This is a genomic window from Kitasatospora sp. NPDC059462 (assembly GCF_042749955.1).
GTDB lineage: Bacteria > Actinomycetota > Actinomycetes > Streptomycetales > Streptomycetaceae > Kitasatospora.
On the sequence record NZ_JBHYUU010000125.1, the window covers coordinates 1 to 26,024 of the forward strand.

Consider the following 26,024-nt stretch of genomic DNA (forward strand, 5'->3'; position numbering starts at 1 on the left):
GCACCCCCCCGGGCCGGGCCCCGCGCCGGGTCGCGGCGCCCCCGGCGGGCCGCCCGGAAGAGGGCTGGCCAACGGGACGTCAGTGGCACGTGATATGCAGTGCATCATCCGATTGGCCGTTTCGAGGCCATACGAACGATGCCGACGGCCGTGCCGGTCGACGAGGTCTCAGGGGGGCCGCACCATGTCCATTTTCCGCCGCCTGGCCGGGCGGAAGCCTCCGCGTTCGCTGCCCCCCGTGCTGGACCTCTCGCACGGCGACGAGGAGCTGCGCCGGCTGCGCGCCCTCGCCGACGCCGGCGACTGGGCCGCGCTGCGCCCCGCCCTCGCCGCCGTCCCCGACCAGGCCGAGCTGACCTGGCTGCTCAACCGCGTCTCCGACGTCGAGGGCACCGAGGAGTGGCTCGCCAAGGCCGTCGCGGAGCGGCCCGAGGACACCCTCGCGCTGCTGCTCTCCGGCGCCCGGCAGATCTCCTGGGCCTGGGAGGCCCGCACCGGCGCCCGCGCCAAGCACGTCACCGAGGACCAGTGGCAGCTGTTCGGCGAGCGGCTGGAGACCGCCGAGGAGCAGCTGCTGGAGGTGGCCGAGCGCGAGCCCGGCCGGCTCGCCCCCTGGTACTTCCTCCAGGTCGCCGCGCGCGGCGCCTCGCTCGGCCGCACCGTCGCCACCACCCGCTTCGAGGCCGCGCTGCGCCGCGACCCGGAGCACCTCGGCTCCCACCAGCAGCGCCTGCAGCAGCTCTGCGCCAAGTGGGGCGGCTCCCACGAGCAGATGCACGCCTTCGCCCGCACCGCGATGCTCGGCGCGCCGGAGGGCAGCCCGCTCGGCGAACTGGTCGCCATCGCGCACCTGGAGCACTGGCTCGACCTGCCGGACGGCGAGGACCACGCCTACCTGACCGGCCCGGCCGTGCGCTCCTCGCTGCGCGAGGCGGCCCTGCGCTCCGTCCTGCACCCGGCCTACCGGCGCCGGCGCGACTGGCGGTCCACCCACAACACCTTCGCGATGGTCCTCTCGCTCGCCGACGAGCGCGAGCTGGCCCACGCGGTGTTCGCCACCCTCGACGACGTCGCCACCGAATGGCCCTGGTACTACCTGGGCGGCGACGAGGCCGGGAACTACCAGGTCCACCGCGACCGCTGCGCCCCGCGCTGAGCGGTCCACCGGCCCGCCCCGCGGCCCCCCGAAGCCCGACACACCCCTTGCGATCGAAAGAGCCACCGGTGTCCCCATCCGAGAACCCGACGAGCGCGCACACCTTCCAGGTCGACCTGCGCGGCCTGGTCGACCTGCTCTCCCACCACCTCTACTCCAGCCCCCGGGTCTACCTGCGCGAACTGCTGCAGAACGCGGTCGACGCGATCTCCGCCCGGCAGGCCCTCGACCCGGCCGCGCCCGCCGCCATCACGGTCCGCGCCGACGGCGACCTCACGGTCACCGACACCGGCATCGGCCTGACCGAGCAGGACGTCCACACCTTCCTCGCCACCATCGGCCGCAGCTCCAAGCGGGACGCCGACGGCGGGATCGACGGCGCCGGGCTCGCCCGCGCCCGCGGCGACTTCATCGGCCAGTTCGGCATCGGCCTGCTCGCCTGCTTCGTGGTCGCCGACGAGATCACCGTCGTCACCCGCTCCGCCGCCACCCCCGACGCCCCCGTCATCGAGTGGCGCGGCAGCTCCGACGGCCGCTACACCATCCGCACCCTGCCCGCCGACGCCAAGCCCGAGCCCGGCACCACCGTGCGCCTCGCGCCGCGCTCCGACGCCGCCGAGTGGACCCGCGCCGACCGCGTGCTGAGCCTCGCCCGGGACTTCGGCAGCCTGCTGCGCCACGAGGTCACCGTGGTCGACGGCCGCGGTGACGCCACCCTCGTCAACCGCACGCCGCCGTGGGCCGCGCAGCACGGCTCCCCGCTGGCCCGCCGCGAGGCGCTGGCCGCGTACTGCCGCTCCACCTTCGAGTTCGCCCCGCTCGACACCATCGAGCTGGACCTGCCGCTGGTCGGCCTGCGCGGCGTGGCCTACGTGCTGCCCGAGGCCGTGCCGCCGTCGCGCCGGGCCGGCCACCGGGTGCACCTCAAGGGCATGCTGCTCTCCGACCACGCCGACGAACTCCTGCCCGACTGGGCGTTCTTCGTCCGCTGCGTGGTCGACACCGACGGCCTGCGGCCCACCGCCAGCCGCGAGGGCCTGTACGCCGACGAGACGCTCGCCGCCGTCCGTGACGCGCTCGGCGCCCGGATCCGGGACTGGCTCACCGGCCTGTCCGCCAGCGACCCGGCGCTGCTCCACCGGTTCCTTTCGGTGCACCACCTCGCCGTCAAGCAACTCGCTCGCTACGACGACGAGTTGCTGCGGATGCTGCTGCCCTGGCTGCCGTTCGAGACCACCGACGGAAACGTCACCCTGGACGAGTTCGCCCGCACCCACCCGGTGGTGCTGGTCACCCGGACCGTCGAGGAGTTCCGCCAGGTCGCCCCGATCGCCGGCGCCGCCGGGCTCGGCGTCGTCAACGGCGGCTACACCTACGACCGCGACCTCGTGCACCGGCTGCCCGAGATCCGCCCCGGCGCGTCCGTCGCCGACCTCGACCCGAGCACCGTCACCGCGCACCTCGACACCGTCGACCCGGCCGCCGAACTCGCCGCCTCGGCCTTCCTCGCCACCGCCCGCGAGGTGGTCGGCCGCTTCGACTGCGACGTTGCCCTGCGCAGCTTCCACCCGACCAGCGCGCCCGCACTGCTGCTCGACAACCGGGAGGCCCGGCACGAGCGCACCCGCGCCCAACTCGCCGACGAGGCCGACGGGCTGTGGGCCGACATCCTCGGCTCGCTGCGCGCCGAGGTGCCCCGCGCGCAGCTCGTCCTCAACCACCTCAACCCGCTGGTCCGGCGGGCGGCCTCGATCGGTGACCGCGAACTCGCCGTCACCGCCGTGGAGACGCTCTACGGGCAGGCCGTGCTGCTCACCCGCCGGCCGCTCACCTCCAGCGAGAGCGCGCTGCTCAACCGCTCGTTCATCAGCCTGCTCGACCATGCGATGCTCGGGCACGAGGCGGCGTCCGGCGGTACCGGTGGCGGCGCCGGCAGCAACGGCAGCGGTGGCACCGGCGGCACCGGCGGCGCCGGTTCGAAGGAGGCGTGATGCTGAGCAGCATCGACGCGGTGATGACCGCGCTGCGCGAGAACGACGCCCGCCCCTACGGACGGCAGCGGACCGTCACTGCCGAGGAACTCGTCGACGCCGCCGAGCAGTTCGACGACACCGCGGTCCGCGCCATGGCCCTGCTCGAACTGATGGAGGCCTACGAGTACGACGGCGAGCGGAGCAAGTCCCCGGTCGTCTTCGCCCGCGTCCTCAAGCTCTGGGACAAGGACCCGGAGGGCTTCGGCGAATGGTCGCAGCAGCAGGTGTTCTGGCGCTTCAAGTGGGTCTCCACCTCGCTGATGGGCACCCCCGACGTGCCGCTGGCCGCGATCCGCCGCTGGCACGAGGAGATGCGCAGCCGCTACCGCGCCGCCGAGCACGGCCTCCAGCCGTACTACGCCCAGCGCTTCCACCTCGCCGCGCACATCGGCGAGGACGTCCAGGACGCCTACGAGCTGTGGGCCGGCCGGCCGCGCACCGAGCTGAGCGACTGCCACGCCTGCGAGATCCGCGCCCGCGCCGTCCACCACCTGCGCCGGGGCGACGACGCGACGGCGCTGGACGTCTGGCGGCCGGTGCTCGACGGCGAGGCCACCTGCGCGGAGGAGCCCTACGTCAGCCACGCCCAGGCGCTGCTGCCGCTGCTGCGCCAGGGCCGGCTGGACGAGGCCCGCTCCAGCCACCTGGTCGGCTACCGCTTCGCGCGCGGCAAGAGCGGGCTGGCCCGTTCGGTCGGCCTGCACATCGAGTTCTGCGCGCTGTCGGGCAACGAGCCGCGCGGCCTGGAGCTGCTCGCCGAGAACCGTGACCTGTTCGGCGTCACCGGCGACCCGGTCAGCCTGCTCGACTTCCTGACCTGCGTCGAGGTGCTGATCGCCGGCCTCGCCCGGGCCGGGCACGGCGAGCTGGCCGTCAGCGGCCCGCCCGGCAGCGGGTGGACCGTGGACACCCTGCTCGCGCACGTGCGCCGCGAGGCGGACGCGCTGGCCGCCCGCTTCGACGCCCGCAACGGCACCGACGCGGTCGGCGCCCGGCGGCGCGAGCGGCTGGCCGCCCGTCCGCTGCTGGCCGAGCCGCTCGCGCTCGGCGTGCGGGCCGCGGCCGCGCCGGAGCTGGCGGCCGTCCCGGTCGTCCCGGCGGTTCCGGCCCGGGAGGTGGAGCCGGAGCCGGAGGACTTCACCGCGCTGGTGCTGCGCGCCCGTGAGCTGCGGCTGCTCGGCCATCCGGACGCGGACCGGCTCTGGAAGGTGATCGACGACCGGTTCGCCGCCGCCGGGGGATCGGTCGAGGACGCCTCCGAGGCCTCCTCCGAGGACGCCTCCGAGGAGGCCGGCGGCGGGCCGGAGGGGCTGCTCGACGCGTCGGCCGGGTCGCTCGGGCAGCTGCGGGCCGAGCTCGCCGAGCGGCGGGCGCACGAGGCGCTCGACCGCGCCGACTGGGAGGAGGGCGCCGCCCAACTGCTCGCCGCCGGAGGCCTGTTCAAGCGCGACGGGCTGCCCGGCCGGGCGCTTGCGGCCCGGACCAGGGCGCTGGTCGCCGAACTCGTCCGGGACGACGACGGGGAGGGGGAGGGCGGGGCCGCCGGTCCGGCCATCGACTGGCCGGCCCTGGACGCCGCGCTGGCCCGCGCCGAGCAGCTGGCCGCCACCGGGGCCGCCGGCGGCGCGCCGGGCATCTCGGACGACGACTACCTGATCGTCCTCCAGTGCCGCGCCTACGCCGCCCACCAGCAGCTGGTCCGGGCGCTGTCCGAGCCGCCGGAACAGCCGCCCGCCGAACTGGCCGCGCGCTTCGCCGCCACCGTCACCGCCTACCGCGAGGCGGCCGCCGCGCGCGGCTCCGTGCGGCGGCTGTCCGTCGCCCGCCAGTACGCCGCGGACGCCGCCGCCCGGCAGGGCCGGACCGTCGAGGCAGCGGCGGAACTGCGCGTCGTCATCGCCGAGTTGGAGCAGGGCGGGCAGCCCTGGCACACCCCTCGGGCGTACGGCCTGCTGGGGCAGGCGCTGCTGCAGGAGGGCGAGCGGGCCGAGGCCGTCGAGGTGCTGCACCGCGCCCTGGCGGCGGCCGCCCGCTGGGCCGACGAGTCGTACCCGTTCGCCGCCACCTACCTGATGGCCGGGCACGCCAGTGCCCACCTCGGGGACACCGGCGGCGCGATCCGGGCGCTCTCCGAGGCGGCCTCCCGGTTCGACCGCATGGGCCCGGAGGGCGTCGAGGACGCGGCCCGGACCAGGCTGCAGCTCGCCGACCTGCTGACCGGGGCCGACCGGACCGCCGACGCGGTGGCCGTGCTGGAGTCCGTGCTGGCCGACGCGGCCGTGGCTCCGGGGGCCGGCGCCCTGGACGAGCGGCTGCTCGCCCAGGCCCGGCTGGACCTGGCGCGTGGCCTGTTCGCGCTGGACGAGGACCGCGACGCCGCCGAGGAGTACCTGCGGCTCGCCGCCGTCCTGGAGGGCTGGACCGAGGACCTCCACCTGCGCACCATGGTCGCCTCGGAGGCGGCCGTGGCGCTGGTCCACGCCGACCGCTGGGAGGCCGCGCACGCCGCCCGCGCCCGGGCGCTGGCCGCCCACGAGCAGTGGCCGCAGCCCGGCCCGGTGTCCGCGATGCTGCGGCAGTTCGCCCGGATGACCGCGCAGAAGGACGGCCCGGACGGCGTGGAGCCGGCGCTCGCCCGGCTGGCGGAGGCGGACGCCGTGCGCGAGCGGCTGGAGCGCGAGGAGCCCGGGGCCGAGACCTGGTACCCGCGCGCCGCCGTCCACTACGAGCGGGCCCGGGTGTACGCGGTCGGCGGCCGCTACGAGGAGGCGCTGGCCGAGGCCGAGCGGGCGATCGCCGGCTACGAGGAGGGCGGCGAGCAGGCCGAGACCCCGCGCGCCGAGGCCGTCCGGCTGGCCGCGCTGATCGAGGGCACCGACCTGGGCCGCGTCGCGGCGGCCCGGGAGCGGCTCACCGTCGCCGTCGAGCGCTGCCGGGCGCACGGCATGGAGGAGGCGGCGTCGATCCTCGCCGAGCTGCGCGAGCGCCTGGCGGAGTGACGCCCGCGCGCCCGGGCCGCGACCGGCGCGGCCCGGGCGCCCCCGGCCGTACGGCCGGGCGCGTCCGTACGGCCGGGCGGGGGCGGTTCAGCAGGGGCCGTCGTCCGACCAGACGCCCCACTGGCCGCTGGAGCCCGGATTCTCGTTCAGGGTCCACCACTTGGCGTGGTACTTGTGGCCCTGGTAGGAGACCTTGGTGCCGCCGACGTACACCGTGCCCGCGTTCCACGGCGGGTCCGCGCAGACGCCCGGGCTGGTCGGGGGCGTGCTGGGCGGGGTGGTCGGCGGGGTGGTGGGTGGCGTGGTCGGCGGAGTCGCTCCGGCGAACCGCACCGTGAACTTGGTGAAGTCCCAGTCGTTCTGCGCCACGCTGGAGCAGGAGCCGGAGAGCCCCGGGTCGACCGGGCCCGGGCACTGGCGGTCCCGGTTGACCGACCAGTAGGTGTAGCGGGCCATCCGGTGCGCCAGCGCGAAGTCCAGCACCGTCTGGAAGTCCGCCTGCCGGAAGTACTCGGCGACGTCGGTGCGGCCGTTCATCTGCGACACGCCCTCGTGGGCGTAGGCCTCCGCCTCCGACCAGCCGAAGGTGGTGCGCAGGATCTGGTTGAAGTTCACCAGGGCCGAGGTCTGCGCCGCGGCGCCGTTGAAGCCGCCGTCGAACGGCATGATGGAGAAGTTGTCGGGCGTGAAGCCCTGCGCCTTGGCCTCGTTGAGCATCTGCTGCCCGAACCAGCCGGTGCCGGCGGCGGTGCCGGCCGTGGTGACCGAGATGTACAGCCCCGGATTGTCGTGCTGGAGGATGCGGGCCGCGCCGATCTCGTTGCGGATCGCGGCCGTGTTCTCGTACTCCGGCTCCTCCAGGTCGAAGTCGAGCGCCTTCAACTGGTACCGGTCGACGACCTTCTGGTACGCCGCCGCGGTCGCCTCCGGCGTGCCGCAGGTCTGGCCGAGTTTGGTGCCGCCGTAGCCGCCGATGGAGACCGACACGTCCCCGCCCTTGGCGCGGACGGTCTGGATCACGGCCGGCATGGTGGTGTCGGTGTCGATCGGGGACGTCCCGCCCCAGGCCGGGACGCAGCCGCCCTTGGCCAGGATGAAGGCGAGCTGGAAGGCCTTCTGACCGGTGGCGTCCATCACCGTGGAGACGTCCGGCGGGCTGTTGTCCTCGGGCATCAGGTACGGCGCGGAGGCGTACCAGTTGCTGCCGATGCCACCGGCCGCGCCACCGGGGGCGGCCGTGGCGGCCGTGGTGGTCGTCGCGCTCGCGGCGACGGCCACCAGCCCGCCCGCCACCAGCCCGAGCACCCCGGCCAGCGCGGCGGCGACGCGACGGCGGGGCGGGTGCGCCGGTGGTTCCGGCTGTGGGGGAAGTGCACGTTCCATCGGGGTCAACCTCTCCAGGAAACGGCGGAGTCCGGCCCGCCCGCGCCGATGTGGGGGCGGCGCGCCGGGTCCGGCGGAACCCCGCGCCGGGGCCGGGCCGCCACGAGGTCGTCACTGGTATAGACCTGCCCCCGGCGACCGTCAACCGCCCCCACCACAGCTCCGCGTGCGATCCGCCACACCCCACGATCCGGGCGCGGCGGGCGGCGGGGCCGGCCTCCTGGGGTGCCGGTGATGCCGTCAGAGGAGGTGGTGGAGGTCGGCTTCGGTGGGCGGGGTGAGGTGGAGGGGATGGGGGGCGCCGTCGATCCGGCAGGTGAGGGCGGTGGGCGGGGTCGCGTGGGGGGTGCTGAGGAGGGCGTGGACGGCGGAGAGTGCGGCGGCGGGGTCGGTGTACCGCACGCGGCCGGCGGTTCGGTGCGGGGCGATTCGCAGGGCCAGGGGCTCGCCGGTCGGGCGTCGGAGCAGGCAGCGGGTGGGGGAGAGGATGACGGCGGCCGTCCGGCAGGCCGGGTGGCCGGCGAGCGCCTCGGCGGTCCAGTCGGCGGCCGTCCGGTACTCCTGGTGCCGGGGCGCGTCCGGTCGCGGCGCGCCGTTCGCCCGGCGGTAGAGCAGCGCCGCGCTCCGCGTCTCGTGGAGCCCGGCGCGGCCGTACTCGGCGGCCAGGTGGTGGTGGGGCAGGTCCGTCCACGGCGGGAGCCGGTCGACGTCGACGACGGGGCCGTCGGCCGTCCGGCAGGACCGGGCCCGGACGGCGAAGGCCGCCGGGGTGCTGGGCGTCCCGGGCGGGGAGGCCAGCGGGCGCGGCTGCGTGGGCCACGGCGGAGGGACCAGGCCGAGCAGCTTGTACAGCTCCGGGCCGAGTGTCGCCAGGGCCTCCCCGGGCAGGGCGAACGCCGCCTCGGCGAAGCGGCGGGTGCCGGTGGTGGGCCGCGCGGCGAGCACGGCCGCCGCGTCGTCGCCGGACGGGTCCAGCCGGGGTGCGGCGGCGAGCAGCCGGGCCATCGGGCTGCCGGGAACCAGCTCCGCGCCGCCGTCGCAGACCGCGACCACGGGCCGGTCGAGCGCCGCCGCGTAGAGCGCGGTCGAGCCGTGGTCGGTGACCACCGTGTCGCCCGCCACCAGCAGCGCCGCCCACTCCTCGTGGGGGCCGGCCAGCACCAGCCCCGCGTCCAGGGCCGGCCGCAGTCGCCGGGCCAGGTCGAAGGAACCGCTCCGGCTGTACTCGTTGGGGTGCACGACCATCGCCAACTGGTAGGCGTCGTGGGGGAGTCGGGCGGAGAGGCGGGTGGGCAGGTCCGGGTGCCGGGCGAGCAGCGACTCCGGCCCCCAGGTGGAGGAGAGCACGACGAGCCGGCGCGGTCCGGTGCCGAGCGCCGCCCGGAACGCCTCGCGCCGGTCCAGCGAGGCGAGGATGCGGTCGAGCGTCGGATCGCCCGCGACCACCGCCGCCGCCCCGGCCGCCGGGCACTGCGCGGCGAGCCGGGTCACCTGGTCGGGGTGGGCGAGGGCGTGGAGGTCGGCGACCGGGCGCTCGTCGGCGGTGAGCAGGAACGCAGGGTCGAGCCCGGACGGGAGGTGCGGCGACCCCTCGTCGGGGAGCGCCTTGTTGAACCCGGCGCCGTGCGGGAGCAGGGCCTTGGGGCCCCGCAGTGCCGTCAACTCGCCCTTGGGGCTGGCCGCGAGGATCAGGTCGTGGCGGCGGGCCAGCGCCTCCGGCCAGGACAGGCAGCGCGCGCCGGACGAGTCGACGGCGGCGAGCGCGTCGGCGTCGAAGGCGGAGCCGGGGACGAGGGTGAAGCGGCAGCGGACCCGGGCGTCGCCGTCGAAGACGGGCAGCAGGTCCAGCAGCCGGTGCAGCGCGGCCGCCGACCGGACGGCGAACAGGACGCCGAGCGGGGCGGCGGCCGCCGGCCGGTCGCCGGCCGACTCGTGGGCGATCACCGTCCGACGCCCCGTCGAGCCGCAGCGGGTGGCTGCTCGGGGGAACCGGGGCGGCCGGGCGTTGGCGCGGGCAGAGCGGGGACGGCGGGGACGGCGGTCGGCGGGTCGGCGCGGCCTGGGGTGGGGGTGGGGTGGGTGGCGTGCAGTGTTGTCAGGAGGCCGGTCACGGTGGGGGTCCAGGGGCGGCCGGAGGGGCCGGTGAGGGTCAGGGTGCGGTGGGTGGGCGGGTGGATGGGGACGAGGACGCAGTCCGGCGGGAGCATGGGTTGGGCCAGTGCCGGGATCGCCGACACGCCCACGCCCGCGTGCACCATGCCGATCAGCGTGTTGAGGTCCCGGATCCGGTGGCGCGGGGCGAAGCGGACGCCCGCCCGGCGGTAGGCGTCCCGGATGTGCCGCTCGCAGCCGCCCTCGGAGAGCAGGAAGTCGTCGTCCTCCAGGTCGGCCACGTCGACGGCCGGTTCGCCCGCGAGCGGGTGGTCGCGGCGCAGCAGCACGTGCATCGAGTCCGCGCCGAGCGCGACCGCCCCCGGCGGCACCGGGTCCGCGTCCACCAGGACCGCCGCGTCCACCGTGCCGGCCTCCAGCCAGACGCCCAGTTCGTGGTCCTCGCCCTCGAACACCCGGACGGTCAGCCGGGGGTGTGCGGCCCGCCAGTCGCGCAGCAGCCCGGGCAGCAGCCCCTGGCAGACGGTGGTCGGCGCGGCCAGCCGGACGGTACCGGTCAGGCCGCCCGAGTGGTGGGCGGCGATGGTCCGGACGGCGGCGGCGGAGGCGACCGCCGTGCGGGCGTGCGGCAGGATCCGCTCGCCGAGCGGCGTCGGCCGGGCCGGGACGCTGCGGTGCAGCACCGGAGCGCCGAGCACCCGCTCCAGGGCGGCGACCGCGTGCGAGACCGCCGACTGGCTCACGCCCAGTTCGGCCGCCGCCGCCCCGAAGCCGCCCGCGTCCGCCACCGCGACCAGCGCCCTGAGCTGGGCGAGGTTCACCTCCGACGTCATGAGACCTCCTCATCCGTGCCGCACCGTCACTTGTTGGACTCATGGTCGGCCGACCGGTCACCCTCTGTCCATCGACGAGCGATGCGGTGCGAGCGGGAAAGGCGGGTGGCCGGTGATGGGACGGCGCTGGTGGCCGGGGTTCGTGGTCCTGTCGGCGATCTGGGGGTCGAGCTTCGCCCTGATCAAGGTGGCGGTGGACGCGGGGGTGCCTCCGGTGTGGGTGGCGGCGTGGCGCTGTCTGCTCGGCGCGGGCGCGCTCTGGGCGGTCCTCGCCGCCCGCCGCGAGTCCGCCCCGCGCGACCTCGCCACCTGGGGCCACTGCGCGCTGGTCGCGCTGCTGCTGAACGCGGTGCCGTTCGTGCTCGTCTCCTACGGCGAGACCCGGGTCAGCTCGGTGCTCGCCGGGGTGGTGAACGCGACCACCCCGCTGTTCACCCTGCTGTTCGCGCTGGTCGTGGTGCCGGGGGAGGCGCGCCCGGGGCGGCGCCGGATCGCCGGGCTCGCCCTCGGTTTCGCCGGGGTGCTCACCCTGCTGGGCGTCTGGCACGGCTTCGGCTCCGCGTCCGGGACCGGGGTGCTGGCCGGCGGCCTCGCCTGTCTGGCGGCGACCTGCTGCTACGGCGCCGGCTTCGCCTACCTGCGCCGCCACCTCTCCACCCGGCCGCACTCGGCGGCCGCCCTGTCCGCCGCCCAGATCACCTGCGCCGCCGTCGAACTCGCCGTCGCCGCCCCGGTCGCCGCCGGCGTCCCGCGCTGGCCCGGCGCCGGGGCCGCCGCCGCGCTGCTGGTGCTCGGCGCGCTCGGCACCGGCATCGCCTACGTCCTCAACCTCGACCTGGTCCGCACCGCCGGCACGGCCGTGGCCGCCGCCGTCACCTACGCCACCCCGCTCTGGTCGACGGCGCTCGGAGCGCTGCTGCTCGCCGAACCCGTCGGGTGGAACACCCTGGTCGGCGGCCTCGCGGTGATCGCCGCCGTCGCGCTCACCCGGCAGCCGCCCGCCGCGCCCGGTGACGGGGCGCGGGCCGGCCGCCGGGGCCGGAGGGAGCGTCAGCCGGTCGGTTAGGGTGGGCCGATGGGCACGGGGTGGGAGGCGGACGGGGGAGCCGACGCGGCGGGCGCGGCCGGTGCGCCGCCGACCTCGCCCACCGTCGCCGTCCGGGCCGCGCTGCGCGCCCGCCCGCTGCGCTTCCCGTTCACCCGCGACGCACTGCGCTGCTGGGTCTACCTGGTCGGCGGTGCGCCGCTCGGGCTGCTGGTGGCCGTCCTGCTGGCCGTCCTCGCCGTGCTCGGCCTCGGGCTCGCGGTCGTCGGCGTCGGTCTGCCGCTGCTCCTGGCGCTCGCCCTGTCCGGCCTGCCGGTCGGCGCCCTGGAACGCCGCCGGCTCCGGCTCGTGGAACCCCTGCCGGTGCCCGACCCGCACCGCCCGCTGCCCGGGGCCGGCCGCCGCGCGCGGCTGCGGACCCGGCTGCGCGAGCGCGCGACCTGGCGCGAACTGGCCCACACCCTGCTCGTCGGCCCGCCGCTCACCGCCGCCGGGTTCGGCCTGATCGCCCTGCTGGTGTTCTCCGGGGCCCTGGTCGTCAGCCCCGTCGTGGTCTGGGCGATGGCCCCGGAGAGCGTCATGCTGATCCCCGGCCACGCCGTCCCGGGACCGCTGCACGCCCTGCCCGCCACCGCCGTCGGCCTGGCCGGGCTGTTCCTCGGCGGCTACGCCGCGGCGCTGCTCACCACCGTCCACGTCCGGCTGGCCCGGCTGCTGCTCGGCCCCCGCGAGGAGGGCCTCGGGCGCCAGGTCCTCGAACTGACCCGCTCCCGGGCCCGGCTGGTCGACGCCTTCGAGGCCGAGCGCCGCCGCATCGAACGCGATCTGCACGACGGCGCCCAGCAGCAGCTCGTCGCCCTCACCATGACCCTCGGCCTCGCCGCCCACGAGCTGCGCGGGCGCGCCGCCGCCCCGGGCGCGGGCGGCGGCGGTGGAAGTGGCGGTGGCGGTGGCGGCCCGGTCCCGGACGCCGCCGGGGACCCGGTGCTCGACCTGGTCGACCGGGCGCGCGGCGAGGCCCGGCAGGCGTTGGAGCAACTGCGCGGCCTGGTCCGCGGCATCCACCCCCAGGTGCTCACCGACCACGGACTGGCCGCCGCCGTCACCGAGGTCGCGCTGCGCCACCCGGTCCCCGTCGAGGTCGACCTCGACCTGCCCGGACGGCTGCCCGGCCCGGTCGAGTCCACCGCCTACTTCACCGTCACCGAGGCGCTCACCAACGCCGCCAAGCACAGCGGCGCCACCGCCGTCACCGTCCACGGGCGGGTCGAGGGCGACCGGCTGGTGCTCCAGGTGACCGACGACGGCCGCGGCGGGGCCGACCCGGCCGCCGGGGCGGGGCTCCAGGGACTGGCCGACCGGGTGGCGATCCTGAGAGGACGACTGATGGTGACGAGTCCGACCGGCGGGCCGACCAGGCTCCGGCTGGAGGTGCCGTGCTCCGGCTAGTCATCGCCGAGGACGCCGTGCTGCTCCGGGCCGGGCTGGTCGAACTGCTCACCCGGGGCGGCCACCGGGTGGTCGCGGCCGTCGGGGACGCGGACGCCCTCGCCGCCGCCGTGGACGCGGACCGGCCGGACGTCGTCGTCACCGACGTCCGGATGCCGCCCGGCTTCCGGGACGAGGGGCTGCGCGCCGCCCTCGACCTGCGCGGGCGCCACCCCGGCCTGCCCGTTCTCGTCCTCTCCCAGTACGTGGCCACCCCGTACGCGACCCGGTTGCTCGGCGCGGCGGGCGCCCAGCGGGCCGGGCTCGGCTACCTGCTGAAGGACCGGGTCGGCGAGGTGTCCGAGTTCCTGGACGCGCTGCGCCGGGTGGCGGCCGGGGAGACGGTGATCGACCCGGAGGTGGTCCGGGTGCTGCTGCGGCAGCAGTCCGCCGACCGTCCGATCGCCCGGCTCACCCCGCGCGAGCGCGAGGTGCTGGGGCTGATGGCGGAGGGCCTCAACAACCAGACGGTCGGCGCCCGGCTGAGCATCACCGAGGCGTCCGTGGTGAAGCACTGCGGGAACATCTTCATGAAGCTCGACCTCGACCCGGTGGAGGGCAACCGCCGGGTCCTCGCCGTACTCGCCCACCTCGCCGACCTGCGCGGCGAGTAGCCGGGACGCCGGGGGCGGCACGGCACGGCGTGGCCCGGCGCGGTCCGGCACGGCACGGCCCGGCTGTCGGTGCCGGGGCCTACGGTGCCGCCATGACGGACTTCGTACTCGTGGCGGGTGCCTGGCTCGGTGCGTGGGCCTGGGACGAGGTGGTCCCCGGCCTGCGCGCCGCCGGGCACGGCGTCCACCCGCTGACCCTCACCGGCCTCGCCGAACGGCGCGGTGAACCCGCCGGGCAGCAGACCCACGTCCAGGACGTCGTCGACCTCGTGACGGCGCGCGACCTGCGCGAGGTGGTCCTGGTCGGGCACAGCTACTCCGGCATCCCGGTCGGGCAGGCCGCGGAGCGGATCGGGGACCGGCTCGCCCGGCTCGTCCTGGTCGACGGGAACGTCCCGGTCGACGGGCAGGCCTTCGTCGACGCCGGGCCGTGGGGCGTCGCCGTCGCCGAGGCGATCGGTGCCAACGACGGCTTCTGGCCGCCGCCCGCCGCCGCCGACTTCGCGGGCCAGGGTCTGACCGGCGAGCAGATCGCCCGGCTCGTCGCCGGCTCCACCCCGCACCCCGGCGACACCCTCACCCAGCCCGCCGCCCTGGCCGGCCGACTCGCGGCCCTCCCCGCGACCTACCTCACCTGCCTCCTCGACAGCCCCGAACCCCCGCCCGCCGTCGCCGCCCTCGTCCGTGACGCCGGCTGGCACCACGCCACCCTGGACACCGGGCACTGGCCGATGTTCTCCCGACCCGCCGACCTCGCCGAGGCCCTGTTGGCCGCTGCCGCCCGCTGATCGCCGCCTCCCGGCACGCCCCGCCGCCGGCCCCGGCCGAGCGCTGCCGAGCGCTGCCACGCGCCGGGCGGTGGGCGCCGGGCGCCGGGGCAGGGCGTGAATGGCGCGGTGGTGCGAAAAAGTGATATCACTTTGCCATCGGATGCCGATGCTCGCCGAAGGAGTCGCCCCCATGACCACGCAGCGTTTCCCCGTCGAGGGCGGCCTCGCCCTGGACCTCCCGGCCCCCGCGGTCACCGAACGGACGATCACCGGGCGGGCCGGCCTGCCGATGCTCGGCGCGAGCCTGTTCGGCCTGATCGCCGGAGTCGGGGCCGCCGTCGCGGGTGGCGTCCAACTGTCCGACGGCGGCAAGGGGCTGGGGATCGCGCTGCTGGTCGCCGGGTCACTGCTGGCGCTCGCCTCGCTGCTGGCGACCTTCGGCCTGACGGTGGTCTCGCCCGGTGAGGCCCGGGTCGTCCAGTTGCTCGGGCGCTACCGGGGCACCGTCCGCGACGCCGGCCTGACCTGGCTGAACCCGTTCACCACCCGGCAGCAGATCTCCACCCGGATCCGCAACCACGAGACCGAGACCACCAAGGTCAACGACGCGGACGGCAACCCGATCGAGATGGCCGCCGTGGTGGTCTGGCAGGTCGAGGACACCGCGATGGCGGTGTTCGAGGTGGACGACTACGCCGACTTCGTCGCCATCCAGACCGAGACGGCCGTGCGGCACATCGCCACCAGCTACCCCTACGACGCCCACCAGGAGGGGCAGTTGTCGCTGCGCGACGGTGCGGAGGAGGTCGCCCGCAAGCTCTCCGCGGAGATCGCCGCCCGGGTCGCCTCGGCGGGTGTGCGCGTCGTGGAATCCCGGATCACCCGGCTCGCGTATGCTCCGGAGGTCGCGCAGGTGATGCTCCAGCGCCAGCAGGCCGGGGCCGTGGTCGCGGCACGCCGGCTGATCGTCGAGGGCGCCGTCGGCATGGTCGAGGAGGCACTGGACCGGCTCGCCGAACGCGATGTCGTGGACCTGGACGAGGAGCGGAAGGCCGCCATGGTGAGCAACCTCCTGGTGGTGCTCTGCGGCGACCGCGGCACCCAGCCCGTCGTGAACACGGGCTCCCTCTACCAGTAAGGCGAGGCCTTGGCGACGGAACGGAAGAAGCTCCTGTTGCGGCTGGACCCTTCAGTTCACGACGCGCTCGCCCGTTGGGCCGCGGACGACCTGCGCAGCACCAACGCACAGATCGAGTTCCTGCTCCGCCGGGCCCTCGCCGACGCGGGCCGGATGCCCGGCGGGGCCGCCCGGATCCCCCGCCGCGGCCGTCCGCCCAAGCAGGACCCGGGCCCGGACGCCGCCCCCGCCCCCGGGGGCCCGGCCGGGGGCGGGGAGCCCGCGGAGCAGGGCGGTCCCGGCCGGGACTGACGGCGGAGGCCGGGACTGACCGCCGGGGCCGGGGGCCGGGGGGACGGCGAGGCGCCGCCGGGGGGCGTCAATGGCGTCAACGGCCTCAACGGCGGCTGGGGGTGCCGCTCTCCGCGAGCAGGGCGGTCAGGCGGTCGGCGGTGGTGTCCCAGGACCACGCGGTGCGCACCCAGTCGCGGCCGGCGGTGGCCATCCGGGCGCGGTCGGGAGCCGGGGCCCGGAGGATGCGGGTGATCGCGGCGGCGACGGCGGACGGGTCGCGGCCGTCGACGACGCTGCCGTTGACGCCGTCGAGGACGGCGTCCGGGGCGCCGCCGGAGCGGCCGACGACGACGGGCAGTCCGGCGGCGGCCGCCTCCAGGAAGACGATGCCGAGGCCCTCGGCCTCCAGGCCGGCCCGGCGGGTGCGGCAGGGCATCGCGAAGACGTCGGCGTCGGCGTAGGCGGCCGGGGTGTCGGCGTGGTCGCGGCCACCGGCGAAGCGGACCGAGCCGGGGGCGGTGAGCCGGCGGGCGAGGTCCCGCAGACGGCGTTCGTCCGGGCCCCGGCCGACCAGGACCAGGACGGCGCCCGGCGCGCTGCGCCGGATCAGCGGGAGCGCCCGTATCAGGGTGTCCTGGCCCTTGCGGGGGACGAGCCGCGCCACGCAGAGGATCACCGGTGCCTGCGGGTCGGCCTCCCGGGCCCGGGGGCGGGGGCGGAACAGATCGGTGTCGACGCCGGGGACCAGGCGTTCGAGGCGGGCCGAGGGGCCGAGCGCGGGGGCGATCCGGTCGCGGGTGTGGGCGCCGAGGTAGGTGACGACGTCGACGCTGTCGCCGATCCGCCGCAGCAGGCGCCGGGCCAGGGGGGTGCGGGCCCACCAGATCTCGTGGCCGTGCGTGGTGGCGACGGTCCGTCGGATGCCGGGGGCCTGCCGCCGCAGTGCCGGGGTCATCGCGGCGAGCGGGGCGGCGGCGCCGAACCAGACCCGGTCGCAGCCGTGGGCCCGGGCGAGTTCGGCGGCCCGGCGGGTCACCCGGGGGGTGGGGAGCAGCATCCTCGACCGGTCGCGGACCACCGGGAAGGGGAGTGCGGCGTCATGGCGGGCGGCGCCGGGCTCGTCGGAGGTGTAGACGACGACCTCCTCGGCGGGCAGCCGGGTGGCCACGGCGTGGACGAAGGTCTCGATGCCGCCCTGCCGGGGCGGGAAGTCATTGGTGACGATCAGCGTGCCGGTCATGGGGCGGGGACCACCTGGGGTGTGCGGGGGCGGGGGAGGGCGGCCGGGGCGGACCGCGGGAGGCAGCGGCCCGGCTCCTGCGGCCCTCGCGGGAGCTGCGGAGGCCGGGTGAGGCGGGTGAGACGGGGGAGGCGGGGGAGCAGGGCCAGCACGGCGGGCAGCGCGAGGTAGCCGTAGCGGCCGGCGGGGGCGAGCAGGAACGCCAGGGCGAGGCCGAGGGCGAGCCGGTCGGCGGCGGCGACGGCGTCCCGGGGCGGGTGCCGCACGAGGGACGCGGCGACGGCGAGCCCGGCGAGCAGCAGCAGGGCGAGTGCCGTGCACCAGCCGCCGGGGCCGAGGTCGGCGAGGAGCCGGCCGGGCAGCGGACTGCTCGCCGGGGTGGGCAGCTCGCCGCGACCGGTCGGGAACGCGAACACCTGCTCCATCAGAGGCCCCGGCGCGCGCAGTGCGCAGGGCAGGACGAGCACGGCCGTGCCGGCGGCGGCGGTGACCAACGCCCGCAGGGCCGGCCGCCGCCCGGCGGTGGCGGCGAGCAGGGCGACGACCACCGCGACCGCGGGCCAGGCCGTCCACTTGAGCGCGCAGGCCAGCGCGAGGGCCGACCCGGCGGCGACCGGGCGGGCCCGGCCGGCCAGGGCGAGCGCGAGCACGCAGAGGCCGGTCAGCGGCAGGTCGACCCCGCTGACGCAGAGCGGCAGCGCGACCAGCGGCGAGGCGACGAGCGTGGCCACCGCGCGTACGGGCACGTTCGGGCTGCCCCCGGCCGCGCGCACGGCGTGTGCGGGCGCGTGTGCGGCCACGGCCACGGTGGCGTGCCGCGGCGGCCGGCCGGCGGCGGCCAGGCAGCCGAGGAACACGGCGGCGCACCACAGCCGGGCGTCACCGAGCAGCCGGGTCGGCCACCCGTCCGCGCCGCCCGGCAAGGCGCCGGGCAGGGCGTCGAGGAGGGCGTGCGGCAGCCCGAACAGTGCCATCCCGGGCAGGTAGGGGGTGTACTCGGCGACCGTCCGAGGCTCCGTCAGGTACGGCGTCCCGTACCGGAGCACCAGCTCACCCGACCGTTCGATGACGGCGACCTCGCTCTGCCCCTGCCCGGCCGCGACCAGGACGAGCAGCGGGACGAGGACCGCGCCGGCCAGCGCGACCGCCACCGATCCGGCGCGCGCCCACCGCTGCGGCAGGGTGAGCACGGCGACCGCCGCCGCCAGGTACCCGGCGGCCGCGAGCAGCCCCCAACTCCGGTGCGGTCCCAGCCCGGAGGCGAGCGGGAACGCCCCCGCCCACCCGGCCGCGGCCAGCCACCCGCCGCACCACAGCGCCCTCCGCCCGCCGGGTGGGCGGGGCGGACCGGAGGAACCCGGTGGACGGGGGACGCGGTGGACACGGCCGGACCGGGGCGGAAGGCCGCGACGGGAGGTGGCCCCAGGACGGGGGACGGCGCCGGGAGCGGACGGACGTGGGGGACGGATGCGGTGAATCAGCACCACTTCATTGCAGCGGCGCAGGTCGGCGAGGTCATGACGGTCAGGTCGAGTCCTCCGGTCGGGTTTCCCCTACCACCGGGCGGGCGGCCGGGGCGGCCCGCGCGTCCGGAGGAACGCGTCGTGGGTGCGGTCGCGGTGCATCGAAGTGGGCCCCTCCTCGTCGATCGGCTGTCCGAACAAGGGAATTCGTATCCGATCTCACGTTCGGTGTCCACCGAATTACATTCGGTGCCGGTTGCTCGCTATCGTGGACCGCGTGGTGAGGTCCTGGGATGCGGCGGTCGGGCGGGCGCAGGAACGGTTGGCGACCGCGCCCGGAGTGCGGGCGGCGGGGGCGGACGAAGGGCGCGGATTCGCGCTCTGGGATCTCGCCTCCTGGGCCGAGGGGGAGTTGGGCGAGCGCGTCGACCCGGGGGCGATCGGCCCGGCCGGGGAGCGCCGGCTGCGCGAGCGCCTCGGCGAGTGCGGCCGCGAGTGGCCCGGCGGCGAGCTGTACCGCCGCCGGTACTGGCTGCTGGACGGCGGCGCCGACGCGGCGCGGGCCGAGCCCGTCGGCACCGTCGCCGTCGACAACTGGACCAGGGGGCCGGGCCAGTTGGCCGTCTCCTCGCTCTACCTCCGCCCCTCGGCGCGCGGCCGCGGTCTGGCGGCGGCGGCCCTCGACCAGGTCTACCGCGCCGCCACCGCCGAGGGCCTGCCCGGCTACCGGCTGGAGGCGCGCTGGACCTGGCAGCACGCCGTCCGCTACTACCTGCGCCGCGGCCTGTGGGTGGTCTCCTGGAAGCACGCCATCGGCTTCGCCCGGGTCCACCGGCTCCCGCCCTACCGCGTCCAGGAGGAGGACGGCCGCCTGGTGCTGCTGGTCGCCGACCGCCCGTCCCCCGGGACCTGCGGGCCCGCCGAACCCGACGGGCCCGGCTGGACGCCGTTGCTCGCCGCCGGGAGCGAGCGGGGCCGGCTGCGTCTGGACGAGACCGCCGCCTACCGGCAGGCCGACGGCTGGGTGCACGACTACGCCCGCTCGACGCTCGCGCTGCACCTCGCGCTCGCCGGCCGCCCGCTGGTGCGCGGTCCCCAGTGGTGGGCGGAGGCCTGGCGCTGGGCGGACATCGGCGAACCGGAGGGGCTCGCCCACCGGATCGGCCGGTTCGAGGAGTCCGCCCGCGCCCGGGGCCGGACGGTGGCCGCCCCCGACCGCCCCCCGGCCTCCACGGGCGTGCCCCGGCCGGCGGAGGAGCCCCGCCCGAACGCGCCCGCCCCGCCGCCCGCCGGATGAGGCGCAGGACACGGCCCACTGAGGCGCACGACACGGCCTACCCACCCGCCGCGCCGGGCAGGCTCCGCCGGACGCACGCGTCGACACCGCCCGCAGGAACCCGAGTTGAGGAGCCCGCCATGCCCCCCAGGCCCGCCGTGTACGAGTCCGTCCTCGACGCGATCGGCGGAACACCGCTGTTCCGCCTCGCCCGGCTCGGCGCCGGTCTCGCCGCCCCGGTCTACGCGAAGGCCGAGTTCCTCAGCATCGGCGGCAGCGTCAAGGACCGCGCCGCGCTGTCGATGGTGCTCGCCGCCGAGCGGGACGGCCTGCTGGCCCCCGGCGGCACGATCGTGGAGGCGACCTCGGGCAACACCGGCATCGGCCTGGCCATCGTCGGCCGCCAGCGTGGGTACCGGGTGATCGCGGGCGTGGCCGACCGGGCCGCGCCGGAGAAGTCGGACATCCTGCGCGCGTACGGCGCGGAGGTGGTGCTCGCGCCGACCGCCGTGCCGCTGGAGGATCCGGCGCACCTGTTCAACGTCGTCCGCCGGCTCACCGAGGAGATCCCCGGGGCCTGGCTCGCCGACCAGTACGACAACCAGGCCAATCCCGACGCCCACATCCGGACCACCGGCCCCGAGATCTGGGAGCAGACCGGCGGCCGGGTGACCCACTTCGTCGCGGGCGTCGGCACCGGAGGCACCATCACCGGCACCGGCCACCACCTGAAGGAGGTCTCCGGCGGCCGGGTCACGGTGATCGGCGCCGACCCCGAGAGCTCGGTCTACGGCGGCGGGGACGGCAGCCCGTACTACGTCGAGAGCATCGGCCACTTCATCCACCCCGACACCGTCGAGGACCGCTGGCCGCAGGCCTACCGGAAGGACGTCGCGGACGCCTTCGAGCGGATCCCGGACCGCGAGTCGCTGCTGACGGCGCGCCGGCTCGCCCGGGAGGAGGGCATCCTGGCCGGGCCGTCGTCCGGTACGGCGGTGGCGGCCGCGCTGCGGGTGGCGCGCCGGCTGGGGCCGGAGGACCTGGTCGTGGTGCTGCTGCCGGACTCGGGCCGTTCCTACCTCTCCAAGGTGCACAGCGACGCCTGGATGCGGCAGTGGGGCTTCCTGGAGGAGGAGGGCGGGGGGACCACGGCGGACGGCGTCCCGGGGCCGGCCGGGTCGGCGGGCCTGCGGCCGCTGCTCGACGGCGCCGGCCCGCTGGTCACGGTCGACGCCGGCACGACCGTCGGCGAGGCGGTGCGGAGGCTGCACGGCGTGCCGGGCGGCGTCGCCCCGGCGGTGCTCGCGCGGGCGGCGCGCCCGTACGGGGTGAGCGCGGCGGAGGTGGTCGGCGCGGTGTCCCGGGAGGTGCTGGCGGCGGCGCTCGCGGACGGTTCCGCCGAACCGGACGCCCCGCTGGGCGCCCTGCTCGGACCGGCGCTCCCGGCGGTGGGCGTCGGGCAGTCGGTGACGGAGGCCCGTGCGGCGCTCGGGGCGGCGCACCCGGGCGTGCTGGTGCTGGTGGACGGCCGGGCCGCCGGGGTGCTGCCGCGGCCGGCCCTCACCGCGTAGGCCCGGCGCCCGCCACCCCGGGCGCCCCGCGCGGCTCCGGCGCCCGCCACCCCGGGCGCCCCGCGCGGCCTCCCGGCGCCCTGGGAGACTCGACGCCATGGCAGAGATCGAGATCGACGGCGCCCCCGCCGACCCCGCCCGGCTGGCGGCCCTGGGCCTGCTCAACTACGGGCACTTCACCACCCTGCGCGCCGAGGCCGGCCGCACCCGGGGCCTCGCGCTGCACCTGGACCGGCTGGTCCGGGACTGCCGCACGGTGTTCGGCGCCGAGCTGGACCGGGCGGAGGTCCGCGCCCGGATCCGCCGGGCCCTGCCCGCCGACGGCGCGCCGGTGATCGTCCGGGTCACCGTGTTCGACCCGGCGCTCGGCCTGGAGCGCCCCTCCGCGCCCGCCGTGCCGCACCTGCTCGTCACCACCCGCCCGGCGCCCGCCGCCGCGCCCGGACCGCTGCGGGTGCGCACCACCGCGTACCGGCGCGAGCTGCCGGAGGTGAAGCACGTCGGCCTGTTCGGCCTGCTGCACCAGCGGCGGCTCGCCCAGCTCGCCGGCTACGACGACGCGCTGCTGCTCGACGGGGCGGGCCGCGTCACCGAGGGCGCCACCTGGAACCTCGCCCTGTACGACGGTGACGCGCTGGTCTGGCCGGACGCCGCCGCGCTGCCCGGCGTCACCGCCGCCCTGCTCGCCGGAGCCCACCGCGGCCCGCAGCGGCGCGAGCCGGTCGCCGCGGACGGCGTCGGCCGCTTCGTCGCCGCCGTCGCCGTCAACGCGGGCGTCGGGGTGCGCCCGCTCGCCGCGATCGACGGCACCGCGCTCGACCCGGCGCACCCGGTCGTCGCCGCCCTGCGCGCCGCCTACGAGGGGGTCGAGCCGGAGCCGATCTGAGCCGGAGCCGATCTGAAGCGGAGCCGATCTGAACCGGGGGCGCCCGGCCGGGAACGCGCGCCCTGGCGCCACCCGGAGAGCGGACGGGGGGATAACCCCACCCCCGTTCCGGCAGCGGACCGGATGGTCCGCCGCACCGCGTCTTCCTAGCCTGGAACACGTCGACGATCAGCGACGATCCACGAAGGAAGGCCCCCGCATGGCACCCCGCCGTTCCCGCCCCCAGCCCGAGCCGACCGGGCGCCCCGCCGCCCACGCCGCGATCGAGCTGCGCGGTGTCCGGCGCAGCTACGGCCGGGGCGGCGAGACCGTGCACGCCCTGCGCGGCATCGACCTGGTGCTCGACAGCGGCACCTTCACCGCCGTGATGGGACCGTCGGGCTCCGGCAAGAGCACCTTCCTGCAGTGCGCGGCCGGCCTGGACCGCCCGACCGGGGGCGAGGTCCACCTGGGCGGCGAGGAGATCACCCGGCTGAGCGAGGACCGGCTCACCAAGCTGCGCCGCAACCGGATCGGCTTCGTCTTCCAGTCCTTCAACCTGCTGCCCTCGCTGACGGTGCTGCAGAACGTGCTGCTCCCGCAGCGCCTCGCCGGGGAGCGCCAGGACCGCGCCCGGGCGAAGGAACTGCTCGCCCAGGTCGGCCTCGCGGACCACGGCCGCAGGCGCCCCGGGGAGCTGTCGGGCGGTCAGCAGCAGCGCGTGGCGATCGCCCGTGCGCTGATCACCGCCCCGGACGTGCTGTTCGCTGACGAGCCGACCGGCGCGCTGGACACCACGACCGCCCACGAGGTGCTGGGCCTGCTGCGGCGCGTGGTGGACACCATGGGCGCCACCGTCGTCATGGTGACCCACGACCCGGTGGCCGCCTCGTTCGCCGACCGGGTGGTCTTCCTGGCCGACGGCGCGCTCGCCGACGAGCTGTACCACCCGGACCCGCAGACGATCGCCGACCGGATGGTCCGTCTGACCGCGCGCCGGCTGGGGGCGGCGGCATGAGCAACGGACTCGCCCGGGCCTCGGTGCGCTTCCGCCCGGCGTCCTTCGTCGGCACCTTCGTCGCCCTGCTGTTCGGCGCCGCCGTGATCATGGGCTGCGGCACGCTGCTGCAGACCGGCATCACCGCCTCGGTGCCGTCGGTGCGCTACGGCGAGGCGCCGGTCGTGGTGGCCGCCGACCCGAACGTCACCATCACCTACAAGACGAACGACGACTCCGACACCCACGAGCAGCCGCTCTCCGAGCGGGCCCGGGTGGACGCGGGGCTGGTGGCCAGGATCGCCGCACAGCCCGGCGTCGCCGCCGCCCGCCCGGACACCGCCTTCCCGCTGCAGACCGCGACGCCGACCGCGGCGCCGGGCGCGGCGTCGAACGCGCCGCAGGGCCCCGCCAACCCGCTCACCGGCCCGCTCACCGGCCGGGGCTTCGCCGCCCTCGGCATCGCCGGCCCGCAGGACAAGCTGGTCGAGGGCCGCGCCCCCGGCGCGGGGGAGGTCGTGCTGGACGCTGACACGGCGCGCGCGGCCCACCTCGCGCCGGGCGCCACCGTGGCGCTGACCGCCCCCGGCGGCACCGGCACCTACCGGATCTCCGGCCTCGCCGCCGCCCAGCAGGCGGGCCCCACCGCCTGGTTCGCCGACGACCGGGCCGACCGCCTCTCCGGCCACCCCGGCCGGGTCGACGCCATCGCCGTCCAGCCCCGCGAGGGCGTGGACCGCAAGGCCCTGACCGCGCAGGTGAAGCAGGCCGTCGGCGGCGCCGCCGAGGTGCTGAGCGGCAAGGGCCGAGGCGTCGTCGAGCAGCCCCTGCTGAACGAGGCGAGGGTGATGCTGATCGCGATCGGCGGCTCCTTCGGCGGCACCGCCACCATGACCGCCGTGTTCGTGGTGATCTCCACCGTCGCCCTGGCCACCGGTCAGCGCTCCCGGGAGTTCGCCCTGCTGCGCGCCGTCGGCGCCACCCCGCGCCAGATCCGCCGCACCATCGCCACCGAGGCGATGCTGGTCGCGCCGCTCGCCGCCGCGCTCGGCATCCTGCCCGGTGTGGGCCTGGCCCGCTGGTGGTTCGACGGGATGGTGGAGCGCGGCGTCGTCCCGGCGGACGTCGAGCTGTCAGTCGGCCCGCTGCCGATGCTGGTCGCCGTCGCGGCGTGCACCCTCGCCGCCCTGACCGCGGGCTTCTTCGCCGCCCGCCGCCCCTCGAAGATGCGGGCGAGCCAGGCGCTCGGCGCGGCCGCCGTCGAACCCGCCCGGCTGGGCGTCGTCCGCACCCTCCTGGGCGTGGTCTTCACGGCCGGCGGCGTGGTGCTGGCCGCGGTCGCCGCCACGCTGGACGGCGAGAACGCCGCCAACACCGCGCTCGGCGTGGTGATGTGCTTCCTGGTCGCGGTCGCCCTGCTGGGCCCCTGGGTGGCCCGGGCCGCGGCCTGGGTGCTCGGCCTGCCGCTGCGGGCGGGCGGTGCGCCCGGCTCGCTGGCGGCCGACAACACCCGTGCCAACGCCCGCCGGCTGGCCTCCGCGATCACGCCGATCGTGATGGTCACCGCCTTCTGCGGCACCCTGCTGTTCATGCAGAGCACCATCCGGCACGAGACCGGCGAGCAGGTGCGCACCGGCATCACCGCCGACCACGTGCTCGGCTCCACCGGCCCCGGCCTGCCCGTCGCCGTCCCCGGCGCGGCCGGCGCGCCCGCCACGGCCGGCGTCGTCGAGCAGGCGGCCAAGGTGCCCGGGGTGGACGCGGCCGTCGGCGTGCTGCGCACCGGCGTCGTCTACCGGACCGGCGACCAGCTGCTCTCCGCCACCGCGCTCGGCATCACCGGCGACCCGTCCCGGCTGCCCAAGGTGCTCGACCTCGGGGTGCGCTCCGGCTCGCTGGACGGCCTGGGCCGTGCCACCGACACCGTCGCGCTCTCCACCGACCTGGCCTCGGCGCTGGGCGTCGAGGTCGGCGAGCACGTCCCGTTCTGGCTCGGTGACGGCACGGCGGCGAAGCCGCTGGTGGTCGCCACCTACGAGCGCGGACTCGGCTTCGGCCAGGTGCTGCTGCCCCGGGCGGCGGTCGCGGAGCACGTCACCGCCGCCTTCGACAGTCAGGTGCTGGTCGCGGACGCCCCCGGCGCCGACCGGGCCGCGGTCGCCGCGGGCCTGTCCGGCCTCGGTGTTCCCGGTCTGACGGTGACCGACCGCGCGGGCTTCGCGGCGCAGTCCGACAAGTCGCAGGAGATGGGCTCCTGGGCGAACACGGTGATGGCCGGTGTGCTGGGCGGGTTCGCCGCCGTCACGGCCGCCAACACCCTCGTCATGACGGTGCTGGACCGGCGCCGCGAGGTGGCGCTGCTCCGGCTGGCCGGCACCACCCGGCGGCAGGTGCGCCACATGATGCGCTGGGAGGCGCTGCTGGTGGCCGCGGCCGGTCTGGGCGTGGGCTCGGTGATCGCCTGGCTCACGCTGGTGCCGATCACCCGGGGCATCACCGGCGCGACGCCCTACGTTCCGGTCGGGACGGCGCTGCCGCTGGCCGCCGGTGCGGTGGTGCTCTGCCTGGCCGCGACGGCCCTGCCGGCCCGGGCCCTGTTGGGGTCCAGCCCGGTCGCCGCGAGCGGCGGGAAGCAGTAGCGGGGGCGGACCTTCGGACCGGGCCCCGGGGGCGCCGGGGGGCGCCGGGGGGGGGGCCGCGGGGGCGGGGCCCCCCGCCCCCCCCGCGCCCCCCCCCCCCCCCCCCGCCGGGGGGCCCCCGCCCCCCCC

Annotated in this window: 19 protein-coding genes; 14 read left to right on the forward strand and 5 right to left on the reverse strand. The window is 77.1% G+C overall.

The features are described from left to right. Positions 1–184 precede the first annotated feature (184 nt). The 3 genes from ACFXAM_RS26620 to ACFXAM_RS26630 all read left to right on the forward strand — a co-directional run bounded on the left by ACFXAM_RS26620 (position 185) and on the right by ACFXAM_RS26630 (position 6,188). Positions 185–1,156, forward strand: coding sequence for a hypothetical protein (locus ACFXAM_RS26620; protein WP_380294827.1), 972 nt, complete (start codon positions 185–187; stop codon positions 1,154–1,156). A 68-nt stretch (positions 1,157–1,224) separates the two neighbouring features. Continuing rightward, on the forward strand, positions 1,225–3,147 hold the full coding sequence (locus tag ACFXAM_RS26625; protein ID WP_380294829.1) for an HSP90 family protein: 1,923 nt from the start codon (positions 1,225–1,227) through the stop codon (positions 3,145–3,147). Then, entirely contained in the window at positions 3,147–6,188 is a 3,042-nt protein-coding gene (locus ACFXAM_RS26630) for a hypothetical protein (RefSeq protein ID WP_380294831.1), read from the forward strand. Before ACFXAM_RS26625 ends, ACFXAM_RS26630 begins: the two co-directional genes overlap by 1 nt. An 87-nt stretch (positions 6,189–6,275) precedes the next feature. On the opposite strand, the gene ACFXAM_RS26635 is transcribed toward ACFXAM_RS26630, so the two are convergent. The 3 genes from ACFXAM_RS26635 to ACFXAM_RS26645 all read right to left on the reverse strand — a co-directional run bounded on the left by ACFXAM_RS26635 (position 6,276) and on the right by ACFXAM_RS26645 (position 10,516). Next, on the reverse strand, positions 6,276–7,571 hold the full coding sequence (locus tag ACFXAM_RS26635) for a chitinase (RefSeq protein WP_380294833.1): 1,296 nt from the start codon (positions 7,569–7,571) through the stop codon (positions 6,276–6,278). A gap of 240 nt (positions 7,572–7,811) precedes the next feature. Then, the gene (locus ACFXAM_RS26640) at positions 7,812–9,515 is read right to left on the reverse strand and encodes a translation initiation factor 2 (RefSeq protein WP_380294835.1); all 1,704 of its coding nucleotides are present in this window, start codon (positions 9,513–9,515) and stop codon (positions 7,812–7,814) included. Continuing rightward, on the reverse strand, positions 9,512–10,516 hold the full coding sequence (locus tag ACFXAM_RS26645) for a LysR substrate-binding domain-containing protein (protein WP_380294836.1): 1,005 nt from the start codon (positions 10,514–10,516) through the stop codon (positions 9,512–9,514). Before ACFXAM_RS26645 ends, ACFXAM_RS26640 begins: the two co-directional genes overlap by 4 nt. Positions 10,517–10,631: 115 nt before the next feature. Here ACFXAM_RS26645 and ACFXAM_RS26650 point away from each other — a divergent pair, with 115 nt between their 5' ends. The 6 genes from ACFXAM_RS26650 (at position 10,632) to ACFXAM_RS26675 (ending at position 15,862) form a co-directional block, all read left to right on the forward strand. Further along, a complete protein-coding gene (locus ACFXAM_RS26650) occupies positions 10,632–11,582 on the forward strand; it encodes a DMT family transporter (RefSeq protein ID WP_380294838.1) in 951 nt (316 codons plus the stop codon). 9 nt (positions 11,583–11,591) lie between these two features. After that, on the forward strand, positions 11,592–13,010 hold the full coding sequence (locus ACFXAM_RS26655; RefSeq protein ID WP_380294839.1) for a sensor histidine kinase: 1,419 nt from the start codon (positions 11,592–11,594) through the stop codon (positions 13,008–13,010). Next, complete coding sequence (locus tag ACFXAM_RS26660) at positions 12,998–13,663, forward strand: response regulator (RefSeq protein ID WP_380294841.1); 666 nt, start codon at positions 12,998–13,000, stop codon at positions 13,661–13,663. The genes ACFXAM_RS26655 and ACFXAM_RS26660 overlap by 13 nt, the downstream gene beginning before the upstream one ends. 92 nt (positions 13,664–13,755) lie before the next feature. After that, positions 13,756–14,451, forward strand: a complete 696-nt coding sequence (locus ACFXAM_RS26665; RefSeq protein WP_380294843.1) for an alpha/beta fold hydrolase — start codon at positions 13,756–13,758, stop codon at positions 14,449–14,451. 172 nt (positions 14,452–14,623) lie between these two features. Beyond that, the gene (locus ACFXAM_RS26670; RefSeq protein ID WP_380294845.1) at positions 14,624–15,571 is read left to right on the forward strand and encodes an SPFH domain-containing protein; all 948 of its coding nucleotides are present in this window, start codon (positions 14,624–14,626) and stop codon (positions 15,569–15,571) included. Positions 15,572–15,580: 9 nt separating this feature from the next. Continuing rightward, entirely contained in the window at positions 15,581–15,862 is a 282-nt protein-coding gene (locus tag ACFXAM_RS26675) for a hypothetical protein (protein WP_380294847.1), read from the forward strand. Between the two features lie 85 nt (positions 15,863–15,947). Here the strand turns inward: ACFXAM_RS26675 and ACFXAM_RS26680 are convergent, their stop codons facing one another. Together ACFXAM_RS26680 and ACFXAM_RS26685 are read right to left on the reverse strand one after the other, a co-directional pair. Then, a complete protein-coding gene (locus tag ACFXAM_RS26680; RefSeq protein ID WP_380294849.1) occupies positions 15,948–17,084 on the reverse strand; it encodes a glycosyltransferase family 4 protein in 1,137 nt (378 codons plus the stop codon). Continuing rightward, positions 17,081–18,274, reverse strand: a complete 1,194-nt coding sequence (locus ACFXAM_RS26685) for a hypothetical protein (protein WP_380294850.1) — start codon at positions 18,272–18,274, stop codon at positions 17,081–17,083. The genes ACFXAM_RS26680 and ACFXAM_RS26685 overlap by 4 nt, the downstream gene beginning before the upstream one ends. 550 nt (positions 18,275–18,824) lie before the next feature. On the opposite strand from ACFXAM_RS26685, the gene ACFXAM_RS26690 reads away from it, so the two are divergent. The 5 genes from ACFXAM_RS26690 (at position 18,825) to ACFXAM_RS26710 (ending at position 25,895) form a co-directional block, all read left to right on the forward strand. Continuing rightward, on the forward strand, positions 18,825–19,844 hold the full coding sequence (locus ACFXAM_RS26690) for a GNAT family N-acetyltransferase (protein ID WP_380294851.1): 1,020 nt from the start codon (positions 18,825–18,827) through the stop codon (positions 19,842–19,844). 119 nt (positions 19,845–19,963) lie between these two features. Beyond that, positions 19,964–21,394, forward strand: coding sequence for a pyridoxal-phosphate dependent enzyme (locus tag ACFXAM_RS26695; RefSeq protein ID WP_380294853.1), 1,431 nt, complete (start codon positions 19,964–19,966; stop codon positions 21,392–21,394). 97 nt (positions 21,395–21,491) lie between these two features. Further along, the gene (locus ACFXAM_RS26700; RefSeq protein ID WP_380294855.1) at positions 21,492–22,280 is read left to right on the forward strand and encodes an aminotransferase class IV; all 789 of its coding nucleotides are present in this window, start codon (positions 21,492–21,494) and stop codon (positions 22,278–22,280) included. 199 nt (positions 22,281–22,479) lie between these two features. After that, positions 22,480–23,277, forward strand: coding sequence for an ABC transporter ATP-binding protein (locus tag ACFXAM_RS26705; protein WP_380294857.1), 798 nt, complete (start codon positions 22,480–22,482; stop codon positions 23,275–23,277). Then, positions 23,274–25,895, forward strand: a complete 2,622-nt coding sequence (locus ACFXAM_RS26710; protein ID WP_380294859.1) for an FtsX-like permease family protein — start codon at positions 23,274–23,276, stop codon at positions 25,893–25,895. Before ACFXAM_RS26705 ends, ACFXAM_RS26710 begins: the two co-directional genes overlap by 4 nt. Positions 25,896–26,024 lie beyond the last annotated feature (129 nt).